Origin of the sequence: Streptomyces sp. NPDC051561 (genome assembly GCF_044454195.1) — a bacterium.
Lineage (GTDB): Bacteria > Actinomycetota > Actinomycetes > Streptomycetales > Streptomycetaceae > Streptomyces.
This window is the reverse complement of sequence record NZ_JBITDM010000001.1, coordinates 723,001-736,863: the sequence shown is the minus strand read 5'-3', so window position 1 is coordinate 736,863 and position 13,863 is coordinate 723,001. Positions and strand designations below refer to the sequence as shown.

Below are 13,863 nucleotides of genomic sequence, written 5' to 3'. Positions count from 1 at the left end.
GGGTTCAGACGAGGAGGGGGTGCGGGAGGGGTCTGAGGGGGTTGCGGGAGGGGTCAGATCTGTTGCTGTCCGGCGTACCGGGCATCTCGGACAGATGCCCTCGAACGTCGTCGCTGAATCAGGGCCAGCGCGGTGGTGGAGATCACTGTCAGGGCGGCGATGACCGTGCCGACCAGGGCCGGGCCCGTGGTGCCGAGCGCGGAGGTAAGGGTGATTCCGGCGATCCAGGAGCCGACGGCGGTGCCCAGGTTGAAGGCCGAGACGGTGAGCGCGGAAGCCAGGGTGGGGGCCTGGCCCGCGTACCGTACGGCCAGCGAGATCAGTACCGGATTGGCGCCGAGGCCGAAGAAGCCCAGCAGGGTGACCAGGGCGATCGCGGCTGCCGCGTAGCCTGCGAAGAGGGTGAGCGCGAGGAGGAGGACGGTGGCGCCGACGGCCGCCGTGAGGGTCGTCAGGTGCGGGCGGGCGTCGCCGAGACGGCCGCCGACGAGCGAGCCGGACAGTGCGCCGACACCGAAACCGACCAGCACCAGGGGGACGAGGGCGGAGGAGATGCCCGCGCGGTCGGTGAGGAGGGGGGAGATGTAGGAGTACGTCGCCAGGACGCCGCCGGTGGTGGTGGCGCAGGCGGCCAGGGTCAGCCGGAGGCGTCCCGAGCGCAGGGCGGTCAGCTCCGAGCGGAGGGAGACGGCCTGTTGGCCGGGGGCGTCGTGCGCAACGGTACGGGCGATGAGCGCGACGGACGCCAGGGCCAGCACGGCCAGCGCCCAGAACGGACCCCGCCAGCCCATCAGCTGCCCGGCGTACGCGCCGACCGGCACCCCGATCACATTGGCGAGCATCCCGCCCGCCCCGACCAGCCCCAGCGCTCGGGAGGCGGCGGCCGGTCCGGCGGCGCGCGCGGCGACCACGTTGGCCACCGCCCAGAACGCGCCGGTGGCCAGCGCCGTCAGGAACCGGGCCGCCAGCACGAGGGTGAAGCTGGAGCTGACCGCGACGATGACGTGGCCGACCGCGTAGACACCCAGCGCGAGCATCAGCGTCAGTCGCCTCGGCATCCGCAGTGTCAGCATCGACATCACCGGAGCGCCGATGATCATGCCGATAGCGAAGACCGTGATGGTCAGACCGGCCTGGGCCACGCTCACGCCCAGGTCACCGGATATCTCCGGCAGCAGGCCCGCCACCACGAACTCGGTGGTGCCCATCAGAAAGGTGCCGAGCGCCATGACGTACACGACGAGGGGGAGGCGGGGGCGCGGCGACGTTGCGGGGGCTGCCGTGGAGACGCCGTCGGCGGGTGCGTGGAGGGTTGCTCCTCGCGTAGTCATAGGTAGGAACTCCGTCGGGTGGTGAAGCGGGTGGTGAAGCGGGTGGTGAAGGAATCGGGTGCGGGGTGAATCCCGTACGGACAACCACACAACAGGCCTCTTCGCGTGTGTGGAAGGTCGGGCTTATGGGGGGTACAGACTCAACCTCCCTCAGCGGATTTGCCCGGTTACGGTGGATTGCATGGAGCAGCAGCCCGACCCCACCGGCCCCGGCACCCGCCCCGGCCCCGGCAGCGACCCCCGTGCCGACCACCGCACCGAGATCCGTGACTTCCTCGCGACCCGGCGCGCGAAGATCACCCCGGAGCAGGTCGGGCTGCCCACCAGCGGCCGGCGCCGGGTTCCGGGGCTGCGTCGCGAGGAGGTCGCCGTACTCGCCGGGGTGAGCACCGAGTGGTACACCCGGTTGGAGAAGGGGCACATCGGCGGGGTGTCGGAGGACGTGCTGTACGCGGTGGCCCGGGCGCTGAAACTGGACGAGGCGGAGACGACGTACCTCTTCGATCTGGCTCGTGCGGCCCGGCCCGCCCACCGCGCCCCGTCCCGGCGCAAGAACGTCGAGGTGCCGCCGCCGGTGCAGTGGCTGCTGGACTCGGTGGGCCTGTCGGCGGGCTTCGTGCGCAACGGGCGGATGGATGTCGTCGCCACCAACCCGCTCGCCCGGGCTCTGCAGGCGCCGATGTTCGAGAGCGCGACCGCCGGCGCCAACCGGGGCCGCGCCAACGTCGCCCGCTTCCACTTTCTCGACCCCGTTGCCCGGGACTACTTCGTCGACTGGGAGGACGCCGCCCAGGTCACCGTCGCGCTGCTGCGCGCCGAGGCAGGGCGCGAGCCGCACGACCGTGCGCTGCGCGAGCTGATCGGTGAACTGTCCACGCTCAGCCCGGAGTTCCGCACCATGTGGGCGGCGCACGACGTCCGCACCCGGCACGAGGGGATCAAGCGCCTCCAGCATCCGGAGGTGGGCCGCCTGGAGTTGACGTACCAGTCCCTCGACCTGCCCACGTCAAGCCGTTCGGTGCACGACCTGACCTTCTACACCGCCGAACCGGGCAGCACCTCCGAGGACCGCCTCAAGCTGCTGGCGAGCCTGGCGGCGACGGCGACGGCGACGGCGGGGGAGTCGGAGAGGCCGGGGGCCCGTGAGGTGGAGTCCAACGGCGGGCTCCCGTAGGCCTGTTACCTGATGCTCGCCTCCACGGAGGAGCCGGGACCGGGGGCAGCGCCAGCGGGACCTGAGCCGACCGGTTCCGGGGCAGCGGCCACCACAGGGCGCGCCCGAGGAGGGCGGCGAGGGCGGGGACCAGCACCAGGGAGACGACCAGGGCGGAGAGCAGGATGCCGAGGGTCATCGCGAAGGCCATCTGCGCGTTGCCGGGGGCGGTGGCGAGGGTGCCGAAGGACGCGGCCAGGACCAGGCCCGCGGTGGCGACGGCCGGTGCGGTGTGGCGTACGGCGCGGGACACGGCGGAGCGGGCCGGGACTGGCCGGCGCATTTCCTCGCGGATGCGGTCGGTGATCAGGATGTTGTAGTCGGTGCCGAGGGCCACCACGAAGAGGAAGAGGACCAGGGGGAGGGTGTAGCTGACGCCCGGTTCGCCGAGGCCGTGCTGGAAGAGGAGGGTGGCGGCGCCGAGGGTGGCGGCGAAGCCGAGTCCGACGGAGAGCAGCAGGACGACCGGGGCGAGCAGGCTGCGCAGGAGCAGCAGCAGGATGAGGGCGATGAGTCCGGCCGCGACCGGGAACACGGTCTTCAGGTCGTGGTCGACGGCGGTGGAGATGTCGGCGTAGAGGGCCGCGGTGCCACCCACGTGGACCGTGGTCATGGCGGGGGTGTGGCGGGCGACGGCGCTGCGGATGGGGCCGGCGGCGAGGTCGCGGGCCTGCTGGGTCCGGGGGTCCGCGTGCGGGTAGAGGTCGATGCGGGCGGCGCGGTGGTCCTTGTTGAGGGTGGTCGGGGCGATCCGGTCGACCCCCTCGACCTGCTGGAGTGCGCGGTGGAGGCCGTCGAGGCGAGTGGTGGTGAGGGTGCTGCCGTCGGTGGTGGTGACGTAGACGCTGGTGGGGTCGGAGACTCCGGCGGGCAGGGTGCGGGAGATTTCGGCGGCGGTGGTGGCGGCGGGGGTCTTGGTGTCGGGGTCGCCACGGCCGTAGTCCATGTGGATGCCGGTCAGGCCGGCTGCCAGGGCGGCGAGCAGGGCGACGGCGGCGGTGAGCAGGGCGAGGGGGCGCCGGGTGACCAGGTCGCCGAGGCGGGCGGCGCGCCCCTCGGGCGGCTCGCGGTCGAAGGTCCGGGAGGGCCAGAACATCTTGCGCCCGGCCGCCGCGAGCAGCGCCGGAAGAAGGGTGAGGCTGCCCAGCAGCATCACCAGTACCGCGAGGGCGATCGCCGGGCCCATCGACCGGAACTGCCCGAAGGTGGCCACCCCCAGTGTGGCGAACGCGGCCACGATCGTCAGGGCGGCGGAGGCGATCGCGGTACCCACCCGCCCCGAGACCTGCGCGGCCGCCTCACGGGCGGACTGCTCAGGCCGCTCGCGCAGTTGCTCACGGAAGCGGAACAGCAGGAAGAGGAGGTAGTCGAGGCCGATGCCGAGCAGCACCACATTGATCAGGTCCGTGATGCCCGGGTCGAGTTTGCGCCCGGTGAGCATCGCACCGCCCGCGACGGCCCCCACCGCCACGAAGCCGATCATCGCGACGGCGAGCAGCGGCAGCAGGGCGAGGAGTGCGCTGCGGAACACCAGCACGTTGAGCAGGACGATCAGCCCGACGGCGAGACCGCCCGCGACCTTGATGACGGTGCCGTTGCTGTCGGTGGTGTCGACGCTCTCCGCGAGGGTCCCGGTGAAGCCGGTCCGCAGGGAGGCCTCGGAGAACTGGGTCCGGGTGGCGTCCCGGAACGCCCGGTAGACCCCCTGGACCCCCTTGTCGGTGGGGCTGCCGGTCAGTTCGACGGTCAGCAGCTGAAAACTGCGGTCGGGGGCCGTCACCGCCGGAGCGACCCGGGGCGTCTGGGAACGGTCCGGCAGCAGGAACTGCGGCCCGTCGTCCTGCCGGGGCATCACCACCCGCCGCTGTCCCAGCTTCGCCGCCCCGGCCGCGATCTTCTGCTGGTCGGGGGCGGTGAGAGCCTTGCCGTCGGACCGGGCGACCAGCACCGTCACGGTGGTGGCGTCGGGGTTCGCCCCGAACTGTTCCTGGGCGATGTGCTGGGCGGCGGCCGAGTCGTAACTCCGGGGCAGGAAGTCCCCGGCCCGGCTCTGGGTGACACGGTCCATCAGGGTCGGGGTCAGGGCACTGAGCACCACACCCAGCACCCCCCAGAGGGCGATCACCTTCCAGGGGTGTGTGGTGGAGTACCTGGTCAGGGCGCGGATCACGGTGTCCTCCGGTGGACGGGCCTCGGATGCGGATCGGGTACGTCTGCCGGGGGATTCCGGCCTGCTTCCAGACCATCAGGCGGGGGGCGGGCGGGCGTCGGGGCGACGGATGATCCGGAGGGGGGACCTGGGGCCTTCGGTGGCGGGGGACTGGGACCGTGGTCCTGGGGTGGGGGGGGCGGCCCCGGTCCCGGCCCCGGCCCCGGCCCCGGTCCCGGTGCTGGTCCCGGCCGGTCCTGGTCCCGGCCCCGGTCCTGAACCCGGCCTTGGTTCTGGCAGTTGCTGTGCAACCCTTTCCCGGGGGCCGCGAGGCCGGGACGCGAGGCCGGTACGCGAGGAGAAACACGCAGATGCCCAGTAGCAGCCGCCACAACGACGCCCTCGTCACCGGCGGCGCCTGTGCCATGAACCTGCTCAGTTACGTCTTCTTCGACGACCCGGACGGCCGGTACGCCGTCAGCGCGGCCGGGGTGCTGCTGGTCGCGGTGGCCGCGCTGCCGTTGCTCGCCCGGCGCCGCTACCCGGTGGCGGTGCTCGTCGCCGTACTGGTGCTCGACGCGATCGCCACGCTGGTGGTGCCGCTGCCCAGCCACTTCGGTGCGGTTCTGCTGGTTGCGTTGTACACGGTGGCCAGGGCCTGTTCGAAGCGGGTGACGGCGCTCGCGGCGGTGGGGTCCGTCACCACGGTGTGGCTGACCCTGCTCGGACGCAGCAGTGGCCGGATTCCGCCCTGGCAGGACGTCCTCCTGGCGCCCCTGACCACCCTGATCGTCGTCGGTGCCGCCCTCGCCATCAACCGCTGGCAGCAGGAGGTGGCGGCCAACCGCAGGCTCCTCGCCGACCGTGCCGTGGCCGACGAACGACGCCGTATCGCAAGGGAGTTGCACGACATCGTCGCCCACCACCTCACCACCATGCAGCTGATGGCCGGCGGCGCCCGCGCCAATCTGGCCCGCCCGGAAGTGGCCCGCGACGCCCTGATCACCCTGGAGTCCTCCGGTCGTCTCGCACTGAGCGAAATGCGCCAACTCCTCGATGTCCTGCGGACCGATGACGAAGGTGGCGGAGGTGACGAAGGTGGCGGAGGTGGCCAGGGTGCTCGTGGCGGCGAAGACGGTGGATCCGACAACGCCCCCGCGCAGCCCCAGCCCGGCACCGCCGACCTCGGCCGGCTGATCGCCGAGTCGCGGCTGGCCGGGCTGCCGACCGAGTTCGCCGTCCACGGGCCGGAGCGTCCGCTGCCGCCGGCCCTCGGGCTCACCCTGTTCCGTATCGTCCAGGAGGCCCTCACCAACTCCCGCAAGTACGCGGGGCCCGCCGCCCACGCCTTTGTACAGCTGACATACGGTCAGGAACGGGTCGGCGTCGAGGTGCGGGACGACGGCGGGGGTGCGCCGCCACTGGACGACGTACCGCCCGGAAAGCCTGCCGGATACGGGCTGATCGGTATGCGGGAGCGCGTCGCCCTGCACGGCGGGACGCTCACCGCGGGCCCGCGGGCCGACGGGGGATTCGCCGTACGGGCCGAACTGCCGCTGGCGGAGAACGAGGCGGCCGCGGCGGCCGTCCAGTACGAGGGAGGCCTCCGATGACCGGACCGACGACCGAGCCGCCGCCTGAGCCGATGACCGGACCGACGACCGAGCCGGGCACCACGACGACAACCGGGGCCGAGCACACGTCGCCCCGCATCAGAGTCCTGATCGTCGACGACCAGCCGCTCGTCCGGCGCGGACTGTCGCTGATCCTCTCCCCGGACTCGTCCTTCGAGGTGGTCGGAGAGGCCGAGGACGGCACCAGGGCCGTCAGCCTCGCCGGTCAACTGCGCCCCGATGTCGTGGTGATGGACATCCGGATGCCCGTCATGGACGGGGTCGCCGCGACCGCGGAACTCGCCGCGACCCTCCCCGGCTGCCGGGTGCTGGCACTCAGCACCTTCGACATGGACGAGTACGTGGTGGGTGCGCTGCGCGCCGGAGCGTACGGATTCCTGCCCAAGGACAGCTCCCCGGAGGACCTCGGTGCGGCGATCCGCACCGTTCACGCGGGCGAGGCGGTGGTCGCGCCGCGCCTGCTCACCCGGCTGATCTCCACGTATGTACGGACGCGGGGCCCCGCACGCCCTGCCCCTGCCACCACCGGCTCGGGGCCCGGCTCCGGCTCCGGTGAACTCACGCCCCGCGAGGTCGAGGTCTGGCGTCTGATGGCCACCGGTCTCGACAACACCGGCATCTCCCGCGCCATGGACCTCAGCGTCTCCACCGTGAAGAACTACATCACCAGCATCTTCGACAAGCTCGACGTCCGAGACCGTGCCCAGGCGGTCATCGCGGCCTATGAATCGGGCCTGGTCACCGCCCGTATGCCGGCCGACGGGGCGCCCTGATGCCGCGCGGTCACCATGCGCCCGGCCGCTGACGGCACCCCGCTCACCTGCTGATCCGGCTCGCCGTCACCCTCTGCACGAGCCCGGTGACCATCATGGCGGCGCCCACGAACATCAGCACCACCCCCACCTTGGTGAGGTCGAAGAACAGGACCTTGACGTCGTCGGTGAACAGATACAGGGCCAGGCCGACGGGCAGGGTCACTGCGCCTTCGACGAGGTTCTTGGTGCCACGGCTCATCGCTGGACCTTCTTCCTACGGACTTCCTACGGGCACGGCACACGGGCACGGCACAGCGGTGCGACGCCCGGTGCGGGCCGACTTGGGGGATCGGCTTCATCGTAGGAGCGGGGGGACCGGTGGATCATCGCCCGCACGGACGAGCCCCCGCTGCATCCTTCGACGTACTGCGGCGAGGGCTCGACCAGGCTTCGGAAACGTTCAGCCCGTCGTCCACGTCCGGAGCTTCTCCGGGTTCCGGACCGCCCAGCAGCGCGTGATCCGGTCCTCCAGGATCTCGAAGGCGAGCACCCCGACGGTGGCGCCGTCGAGCTGGGTCACCAGGCCGGGGCGGCCGTTGACCGACCGTTCCAGGATGGTCAGGCCGGGGACCGCGGTGACGCTCAGCAGATACCGGGCGATCTCCTCGCTGCCGATGACGGGGTGGATCGCGGCGGCGACCAGCCCGCCGCCGTCCGCGAAGCCCGTGACATTGGGGTCGAGCAGGCCGACCAGGGCCTCGATGTCCTGGGCCTCCCAGGCCTGCTTGAAGGAGCGGACGACCTTTGCGTGCTGGGCCGCGGGGGACGCCGGGGGCGTGTGGGATTCGCGGATACGTCGCCGGGCCGAGGTCGCCAGCTGGCGGCAGGCCGCCGGGGTGCGCCCGACGATCTCGGCGACCTCCGCGAAGGAGTACCGGAAGACGTCATGCAGGATGAACGCCACCCGCTCCGCCGGAGTCATCTCCTCCAGTACGACGAGGAACGCCATGTTCACCGACTCGTCGAGCGTCACCCGGTCCGCCGGGTCCGCCGCCCGGCCGTCCGCCCGCCCACCGGCCCACTCCGCCCGGTCCGGCAGGGGCTCAGGAAGCCACTCGCCGACGTAACTCTCCCGCCTGGCCCGCGCCGAGCCGAGCAGATCGAGGCAGATGCGGCCCGCGACCTTGGTCAGCCAGGCACCGGGGGAGTCGATGGCCTGCTGCTGGGCGCGCGACATCGCGTACCAGCGGGTGTACGCCTCCTGTACGACGTCCTCGGCGTCGGCCAGCGAACCGAGCAGCCGGTACGCGAGGTTGATCAGCTGCCGGCGCTCGCTGATGATCGCGCTCAGGCCCGGATCGAGCGGCTCCGCGCCCTGTTCGGGCTGGTCGGACGGGGTCCTCATGGTGTGGCTGCTCCCTCGGGCGCGTCGGTTGTCTCTCCGTTACGACGAGACAGGGCGCCGGAATGTGAGGTCGGAGCGGGCCCCTCACATTCTCGCGGGCTGCCTCGTCGTACTGCTGTGGGTCGAACACGATCCCGTACTCACCCGTTCCGCAGGAGATCACCATGGACGCCCGTCTCAACTTCCACACCAACCCCATCGGTGCCAAGTACGTGAAGCACTTCGTCTCCGCCGGTATGTCCCTCAGGTCGTCGACGCTGCCGGACTCGACGCTGGAGCTCACGGCACTGCGCATCAGCCAGATCAACGGTTGCGGCTTCTGCGTCGACATGCACACCAAGGACGCGACCGCCGCGGGTGAGTCCTCGGTACGGCTGCACCTGGTGGCGACCTGGCGCGAGGCCACCGTCTTCACCGACGCCGAGCGTGCCGCCCTGGAATTGGCCGAGGAGGGGACCAGGATCGCGGACGCCGCGGGCGGGGTACCCGACGAGGTCTGGGCGAACGCGGCCAAGCACTACGACGAGGACGAACTGGCCGCCCTGCTCGGCCTGATCGCCACCATGAACGCCCTCAACCGGCTGAACGTCATCGTCCAGCAGCCGGCCGGCGACTACCAGCCCGGCCAGTTCGGCTGACCGGCCCGCACCAGGGGCCCTGCTCCGGCGGGGCCCCTTCCGCCGTACGTCCGTACCTCACCCCCACTTAGGGAGCGACCCATGTCCACCATCACCCAACTCTCCACGCTGAGCGGCGAGTACGTCCTGGACGCCGCCCACACCCGGATCGGCTTCGTGGCCAAGCACACGATGGCCAGCAAGGTGCCGGGGAAGTTCGAGGAGTTCGAGGGCGGCGCGCAGCTGGACGGCGGCCACCCCGAGGGGTCGAGCGCCTGGCTCTCCGTCCGGGCACAGAGCCTGACCACCGGAAACCCGCAGCGCGACGAACTGCTGCGCGGCAAGTTCCTGGACACCGGCACCCATCCGGCGCTCACCTTCACCACGACCCGGGTGAAGCAGGTCGACGCCACCCACTTCAAGGTCACCGGTGGCCTGACCGTGCGCGGCCACACCCAACAGGTCACCCTGGACGTCGAGTTGACCGGCGGCGAGACCGATCCCCAGGGCCGCTACCTGGTCGGCTTCAAGGGGCGGGCCCTGATCAACCGCAACGACTGGGACGTGAACTGGAACGCCACGACCACGGCCCTGGTCAGTCCGAAGGTGCGCCTGGAGTTCGACGCGGTCGCCGTCCGGCAGGCCTGAGGAGTCCCGTACCCATGCATCTGCGCGTCCTGACCCTGAACGTGTGGAACACCCGGGGCGACGCCGCCGCCCGCACCGCACTGATCAACGCCGGACTGCGGCGGCTCGCCCCGGACCTGGTGGCCTTCCAGGAGGTGCTGCCCGACCAGTTGCCCGTCCTCCTCGACGGCACCGCACTGCACGGCACCCATCAGTCGCAGACCTCCGCCGTCCAGCCGCCGTACGTGGACCGGTTCGGAGGTACGGCGGTGGCGACCAGGTGGCCGCACCGCGTCACCGAGGTCCTCGATCAGCGGGGCGCGGACGCCCCGGACGTTCCGTGGCTGACCCTGGCGGCGCGGGTTCCGCTGGAGGGGCTGGGGGAGGTGCTGTTCATCGCTCCCACCCTGTCGTTCCGCCCCGGCGCGGAGGCCGTACGGGAGCGTCAGGCGCAGGCCCTCGCGGACCTCGACTCCCGGCACCGTACGGCCCTGCCCACGGTCATCGCCGGAGACTTCAACGCCGGCCCCGATGCCGCGAGCATCCGCTTCCTCACCGGCCGCCAGTCCCTCTCCGGCCGCAGCACCCACTTCCACGACGCCTGGGAAATCGCCGGCTCCGGCCCCGGCCACACCTGGACCGCCGCCAACCCGAACGCCACCGAGGACATCGACCGTCTGATCCGCCAGCCCCACCACCACCGCCGTATCGACTACGTCCTCGTCGGCTCCCCCCACGCGCATCCGGGCGCCCGCGCCCGGGTCCGCGACGCCCGCCTCGCCTTCGACAAGCCGGTCGACGGGGTGTGGGCGAGCGATCACTACGGGGTGGTGGTGGATCTGGAGGTGGGGGCGGATCCGGTGGCGGGGAAGCGTCCGGCGGGCAGCTGACCACCGCGTTCGACGGTCCATTACGCCGTCGCGCCCGCCCACACCCCCTCCCGCGCCGCCACGCACGCCGCGTCGGCGGCGCGGTCCGCGTCGGAGGGGGTAAGGGGGCGGCCGGTGTTGAGGAAGGCGTAGTAGAGGGGGGCCGAGACGGCGGCGACCACGGAGTGGGGGTCGGTGGTGCCGGGGATCTCGCCCCGGGTGGCGGCGTCCCGTACGCAGCCGGCCCATTCCTCGATGCGGACCTCGTAGAAGTGGTGCAGGGCCTCGGCGGCCTGGTCGTTGCAGAGGGAGGCGGCGATCAGGGCTTTGAAGAGGCGGCTCTGCCGGGGGTCGGTGAGGGTGGCGACGACCAGGCGGGCGTTGGCCCTGAGGTCCTCGGGCAGGGTGCCGTGGTCGGTTCGGGGCAGTGACTGTTCCGCCATGTCGGTCAGCAGGTCGGCGGCCAGAGCGCCCGGGTTTCCCCAACGGCGGTACACGGTCGTCTTGCCGACACCGGCCCTGCGGGCGACCTCGCCGAGGTCGAGGGCGGCGAATCCGTCGGCGGCGAGCGTGTCGCCCGCGACCTCCAGTACGGCTTCGCGGACACGGGCGGTACGGCCGCCGGGGCGCTGGGTGCCGGGGGCGGAGGGGTCGGAGGGGCCGGACGGGCTTGACGGGCTGGAGGGACCGGACGGGCTGGAGGGACCGGACACGGGGGCTCCTTCTTCGAGTGGCGCTTCTTCAAAAGGGCGGGGCGCGGGGCCACGCCCCATCTTATCGGAACCACAGTTCCTTTACGGCCGAGCGCGTGCTAACTTCATCGACGTAACGGAACCACAGACCCATTAGAGAGGGTGGTTCCAGGTCCACGTCCGTACCCCCGCACCCGTAGAGGAAGCTTCGAGATGTCCGTAACGAAGACCGCGCCACGGCCGACCGACCACCCCGCCGGGGCCGCCTCCCACACCGCCACCGAGCCCCAACCCCCGCGCCTGACCGGCAGGTTGAAGCTCATCCTGGCCGTGCTGCTGATCGCCCAGTTCATGCTGGCCGTCGACTTCTCGATCCTGAATGTGGCGCTGCCCGCGATCGGCGACGGTCTCGGCTTCTCGCTCTCCCATCTCCAGTGGATCGCGACGTCGTTCGCGCTCTCCGCCGCCGGATTCACCCTCTTCTTCGGCCGGATCGGCGACCTGGTCGGCCGCAAGAAGATCTTCATCGGGAGCCTCGCCCTGCTGGGTGCCGCCTCACTGGTGGGCGGCCTGGCCACCACCCCCGAAGTGCTGCTCGCCGCCCGTGTCGCCCAGGGCCTGGCGACCGCCGCCGCCACCCCGGCAGGGCTCTCCCTCCTCACCACCGCCTTCCCCGAGGGCCCGCTCCGGCAGAAGGCGCTCGGCATCAACGGCGCGCTGATGTCCGCCGGGTTCACCACCGGCGCCATCCTGGGCGGCGTACTGACCGAACTCCTCTCCTGGCGCTGGGCGTTCTTCATCAACGTGCCCGTCGCGCTCGCCGTCGTCCTGATCGCCCCGGCCGTCATCAAGGAGTCCGTGCCCGACGCGGCCGCCCGCCCCAAGCTCGACCTGCCCGGCGCCCTCACCGTCACCCTCGGGCTGCTCGGCCTGGTCTACGGCCTGACCCAGGCCGGCGAGTACGGCTGGACCCACCCGCTCGCTCTCGCCGGGCTCGGTGCCGGAGTCGTCCTCCTCGCCGCGTTCTTCCTCATCGAGCGCAAGGTCGCTCAGCCGCTGGTCCCGCTGAAGACCCTCGGCCGCCGCAACGTCGCCTGGGGCAACGTCGCGGGCCTGCTCGCCTTCGTCACCGAGACCTCCCTGGTCTACCTCCTGACCCTCTACCTCCAGAAGACCCTCGGCTTCTCCCCGCTCACCGCCGGCATCTCCTTCGGAGTCCTGGGCATCGGCACCGTCGTCGGCGGCCTGCTCGCCCCCAGGCTCATCGCCCGCACGTCCACCCTCACCGTCCTCGTCACCGGCGGCGTCATCCAGACCGTCTTCACCGCAGCCCTCCTCTTCCTCGGCACCACGACCACCGCCGCCATGGCCCTGCTGCTCCCCGCCACCTTCTTCGGCGGCATCGGCAACATGCTGGTCATCGTGGGCTTCATGGTCACCGCCACCAGCGGGCTCCCCAACGCCGAACAGGGCCTGGCCACCGGCCTCGCCTCGATGTCCCAGCAGGTCGGCATCACCATGGGCACCCCGGTCATGGCAGCCGTCGTCACCGCCACCACCGCCGGAGCGACCACCGCCTCCGCCATCCACCAGGGCGTCACCACCGCGATCGCGGTCAACGCGGGGCTGGTACTGCTCGGAGTGGCTCTCGCGGCCCTCTTCCTGCGGAACCGCAAGGCGCCCCGCTCTTGAGAACCTGTGCCTGAACCCCGGCCACAGCACCCCTTCAGAGCCCGTGTCCGAACCCCGGCCACAGCACCCCTTCACCATGTGAGGATGCCCGGCATGACATCTGGACGCGCGCTGAGTTTCGGGGCCATTGCCCAGGCCTACGAACAGTTCCGGCCGGGCTACCCCCAGGAACTCTTCGACACGGTGGCGGCGTACGCGGGCCGCCCGCCGCGCACCGCCCTGGAGATCGGTGCGGGCACCGGCAAGGCCACCCGCCTCTTCGCCGGGCGGGGGATCGCGGTCACCGCCACCGAGCCCGACGAGGCCATGCTCGCCGAACTGCGCCGGCACGTACCGGCCGGGGTGACGACGGTGCGGGCCGCCTTCGAGGACGTACGACCCAAGGGGCGCGAACGGTACGACCTGATCTACGCGGCCGCCTCCCTGCACTGGACGGACCCGGCGGGGCGGTGGTCACGGATGGCCCAACTCCTGGCACCGGGAGGTGTGTTCGCCTGCTTCGGCGGACCGGTCGAACCGGCCGACCCGGACCTGGAGGAAGCGGTCCGGGCGGCCGGGGCCCCAGTCCTGGAGAGCGCCCGGGCCCCCTCCCCGGACGGCACGCCTTCGGGCTGCGGCATGGAGTGGCCCGGCACCGAACTCCGGCAGTGCGAGCACTTCGCCGACGTACAACAGGCCCTGATCCCACGCCACTTGACCATGACCGCCGCCGACTACCTCGGCCACCTCTCCACCGTCTCGGCCTACCTCGTACTCGCTGACGCGGACCGCGCCCAGGTATTCCGTGACATCGCCCGGGTCCTGCCCGATACGGTCGAGGTCACCGCCGACATCACGGTCCACCTCGCACGGAGGGCCGGGCCGTCCTGACCCGTGTCC

13 protein-coding genes are annotated in these 13,863 nt (G+C 71.7%); 8 read left to right on the top strand and 5 right to left on the bottom strand.

Annotated features, from left to right (window positions below; genetic code table 11):
* Positions 1-53 precede the first annotated feature (53 nt).
* The gene (locus tag ACIA73_RS03375) at positions 54-1,331 is read right to left on the bottom strand and encodes an MFS transporter (RefSeq protein ID WP_399436535.1); all 1,278 of its coding nucleotides are present in this window, start codon (positions 1,329-1,331) and stop codon (positions 54-56) included.
* Between the two features lie 181 nt (positions 1,332-1,512).
* Between ACIA73_RS03375 and ACIA73_RS03370 the strand changes: the two genes are divergently transcribed.
* Positions 1,513-2,505 carry a helix-turn-helix transcriptional regulator gene (locus tag ACIA73_RS03370; RefSeq protein WP_399436534.1) on the top strand — a complete coding sequence of 331 codons (993 nt, stop codon included), beginning with the start codon at positions 1,513-1,515 and terminating at the stop codon, positions 2,503-2,505.
* On the opposite strand, the gene ACIA73_RS03365 is transcribed toward ACIA73_RS03370, so the two are convergent.
* A complete protein-coding gene (locus tag ACIA73_RS03365; protein WP_399436533.1) occupies positions 2,405-4,714 on the bottom strand; it encodes an MMPL family transporter in 2,310 nt (769 codons plus the stop codon). The two genes, ACIA73_RS03370 and ACIA73_RS03365, sit on opposite strands and share 101 nt — an antisense overlap.
* Positions 4,715-5,064: 350 nt before the next feature.
* Between ACIA73_RS03365 and ACIA73_RS03360 the strand changes: the two genes are divergently transcribed.
* Together ACIA73_RS03360 and ACIA73_RS03355 are read left to right on the top strand one after the other, a co-directional pair.
* A complete protein-coding gene (locus tag ACIA73_RS03360; protein ID WP_399436532.1) occupies positions 5,065-6,306 on the top strand; it encodes a sensor histidine kinase in 1,242 nt (413 codons plus the stop codon).
* Entirely contained in the window at positions 6,303-7,100 is a 798-nt protein-coding gene (locus tag ACIA73_RS03355) for a response regulator (protein WP_399436531.1), read from the top strand. Before ACIA73_RS03360 ends, ACIA73_RS03355 begins: the two co-directional genes overlap by 4 nt.
* A gap of 43 nt (positions 7,101-7,143) precedes the next feature.
* Here ACIA73_RS03355 and ACIA73_RS03350 read toward each other — a convergent pair whose 3' ends face one another.
* Both ACIA73_RS03350 and sigJ read right to left on the bottom strand, forming a co-directional pair.
* A complete protein-coding gene (locus tag ACIA73_RS03350; RefSeq protein ID WP_399436530.1) occupies positions 7,144-7,341 on the bottom strand; it encodes a DUF5708 family protein in 198 nt (65 codons plus the stop codon).
* 201 nt (positions 7,342-7,542) lie between these two features.
* A complete protein-coding gene (gene sigJ / locus ACIA73_RS03345) occupies positions 7,543-8,487 on the bottom strand; it encodes an RNA polymerase sigma factor SigJ (RefSeq protein WP_399436529.1) in 945 nt (314 codons plus the stop codon).
* A gap of 164 nt (positions 8,488-8,651) precedes the next feature.
* Between sigJ and ACIA73_RS03340 the strand changes: the two genes are divergently transcribed.
* The 3 genes from ACIA73_RS03340 to ACIA73_RS03330 all read left to right on the top strand — a co-directional run bounded on the left by ACIA73_RS03340 (position 8,652) and on the right by ACIA73_RS03330 (position 10,621).
* Entirely contained in the window at positions 8,652-9,125 is a 474-nt protein-coding gene (locus tag ACIA73_RS03340; RefSeq protein ID WP_399436528.1) for a carboxymuconolactone decarboxylase family protein, read from the top strand.
* Positions 9,126-9,206: 81 nt separating this feature from the next.
* Positions 9,207-9,752: a YceI family protein gene (locus ACIA73_RS03335; protein ID WP_399436527.1), complete on the top strand. Its 546-nt coding sequence runs from the start codon at positions 9,207-9,209 to the stop codon at positions 9,750-9,752.
* 14 nt (positions 9,753-9,766) lie between these two features.
* Positions 9,767-10,621, top strand: a complete 855-nt coding sequence (locus ACIA73_RS03330; protein ID WP_399436526.1) for an endonuclease/exonuclease/phosphatase family protein — start codon at positions 9,767-9,769, stop codon at positions 10,619-10,621.
* A 20-nt stretch (positions 10,622-10,641) separates the two neighbouring features.
* On the opposite strand, the gene ACIA73_RS03325 is transcribed toward ACIA73_RS03330, so the two are convergent.
* Positions 10,642-11,313 carry a TetR/AcrR family transcriptional regulator C-terminal ligand-binding domain-containing protein gene (locus ACIA73_RS03325; RefSeq protein ID WP_399436525.1) on the bottom strand — a complete coding sequence of 224 codons (672 nt, stop codon included), beginning with the start codon at positions 11,311-11,313 and terminating at the stop codon, positions 10,642-10,644.
* A 192-nt stretch (positions 11,314-11,505) separates the two neighbouring features.
* On the opposite strand from ACIA73_RS03325, the gene ACIA73_RS03320 reads away from it, so the two are divergent.
* Together ACIA73_RS03320 and ACIA73_RS03315 are read left to right on the top strand one after the other, a co-directional pair.
* Positions 11,506-12,984, top strand: coding sequence for an MFS transporter (locus ACIA73_RS03320; protein WP_399436524.1), 1,479 nt, complete (start codon positions 11,506-11,508; stop codon positions 12,982-12,984).
* Between the two features lie 93 nt (positions 12,985-13,077).
* On the top strand, positions 13,078-13,854 hold the full coding sequence (locus ACIA73_RS03315; protein WP_399436523.1) for a class I SAM-dependent methyltransferase: 777 nt from the start codon (positions 13,078-13,080) through the stop codon (positions 13,852-13,854).
* Positions 13,855-13,863 lie beyond the last annotated feature (9 nt).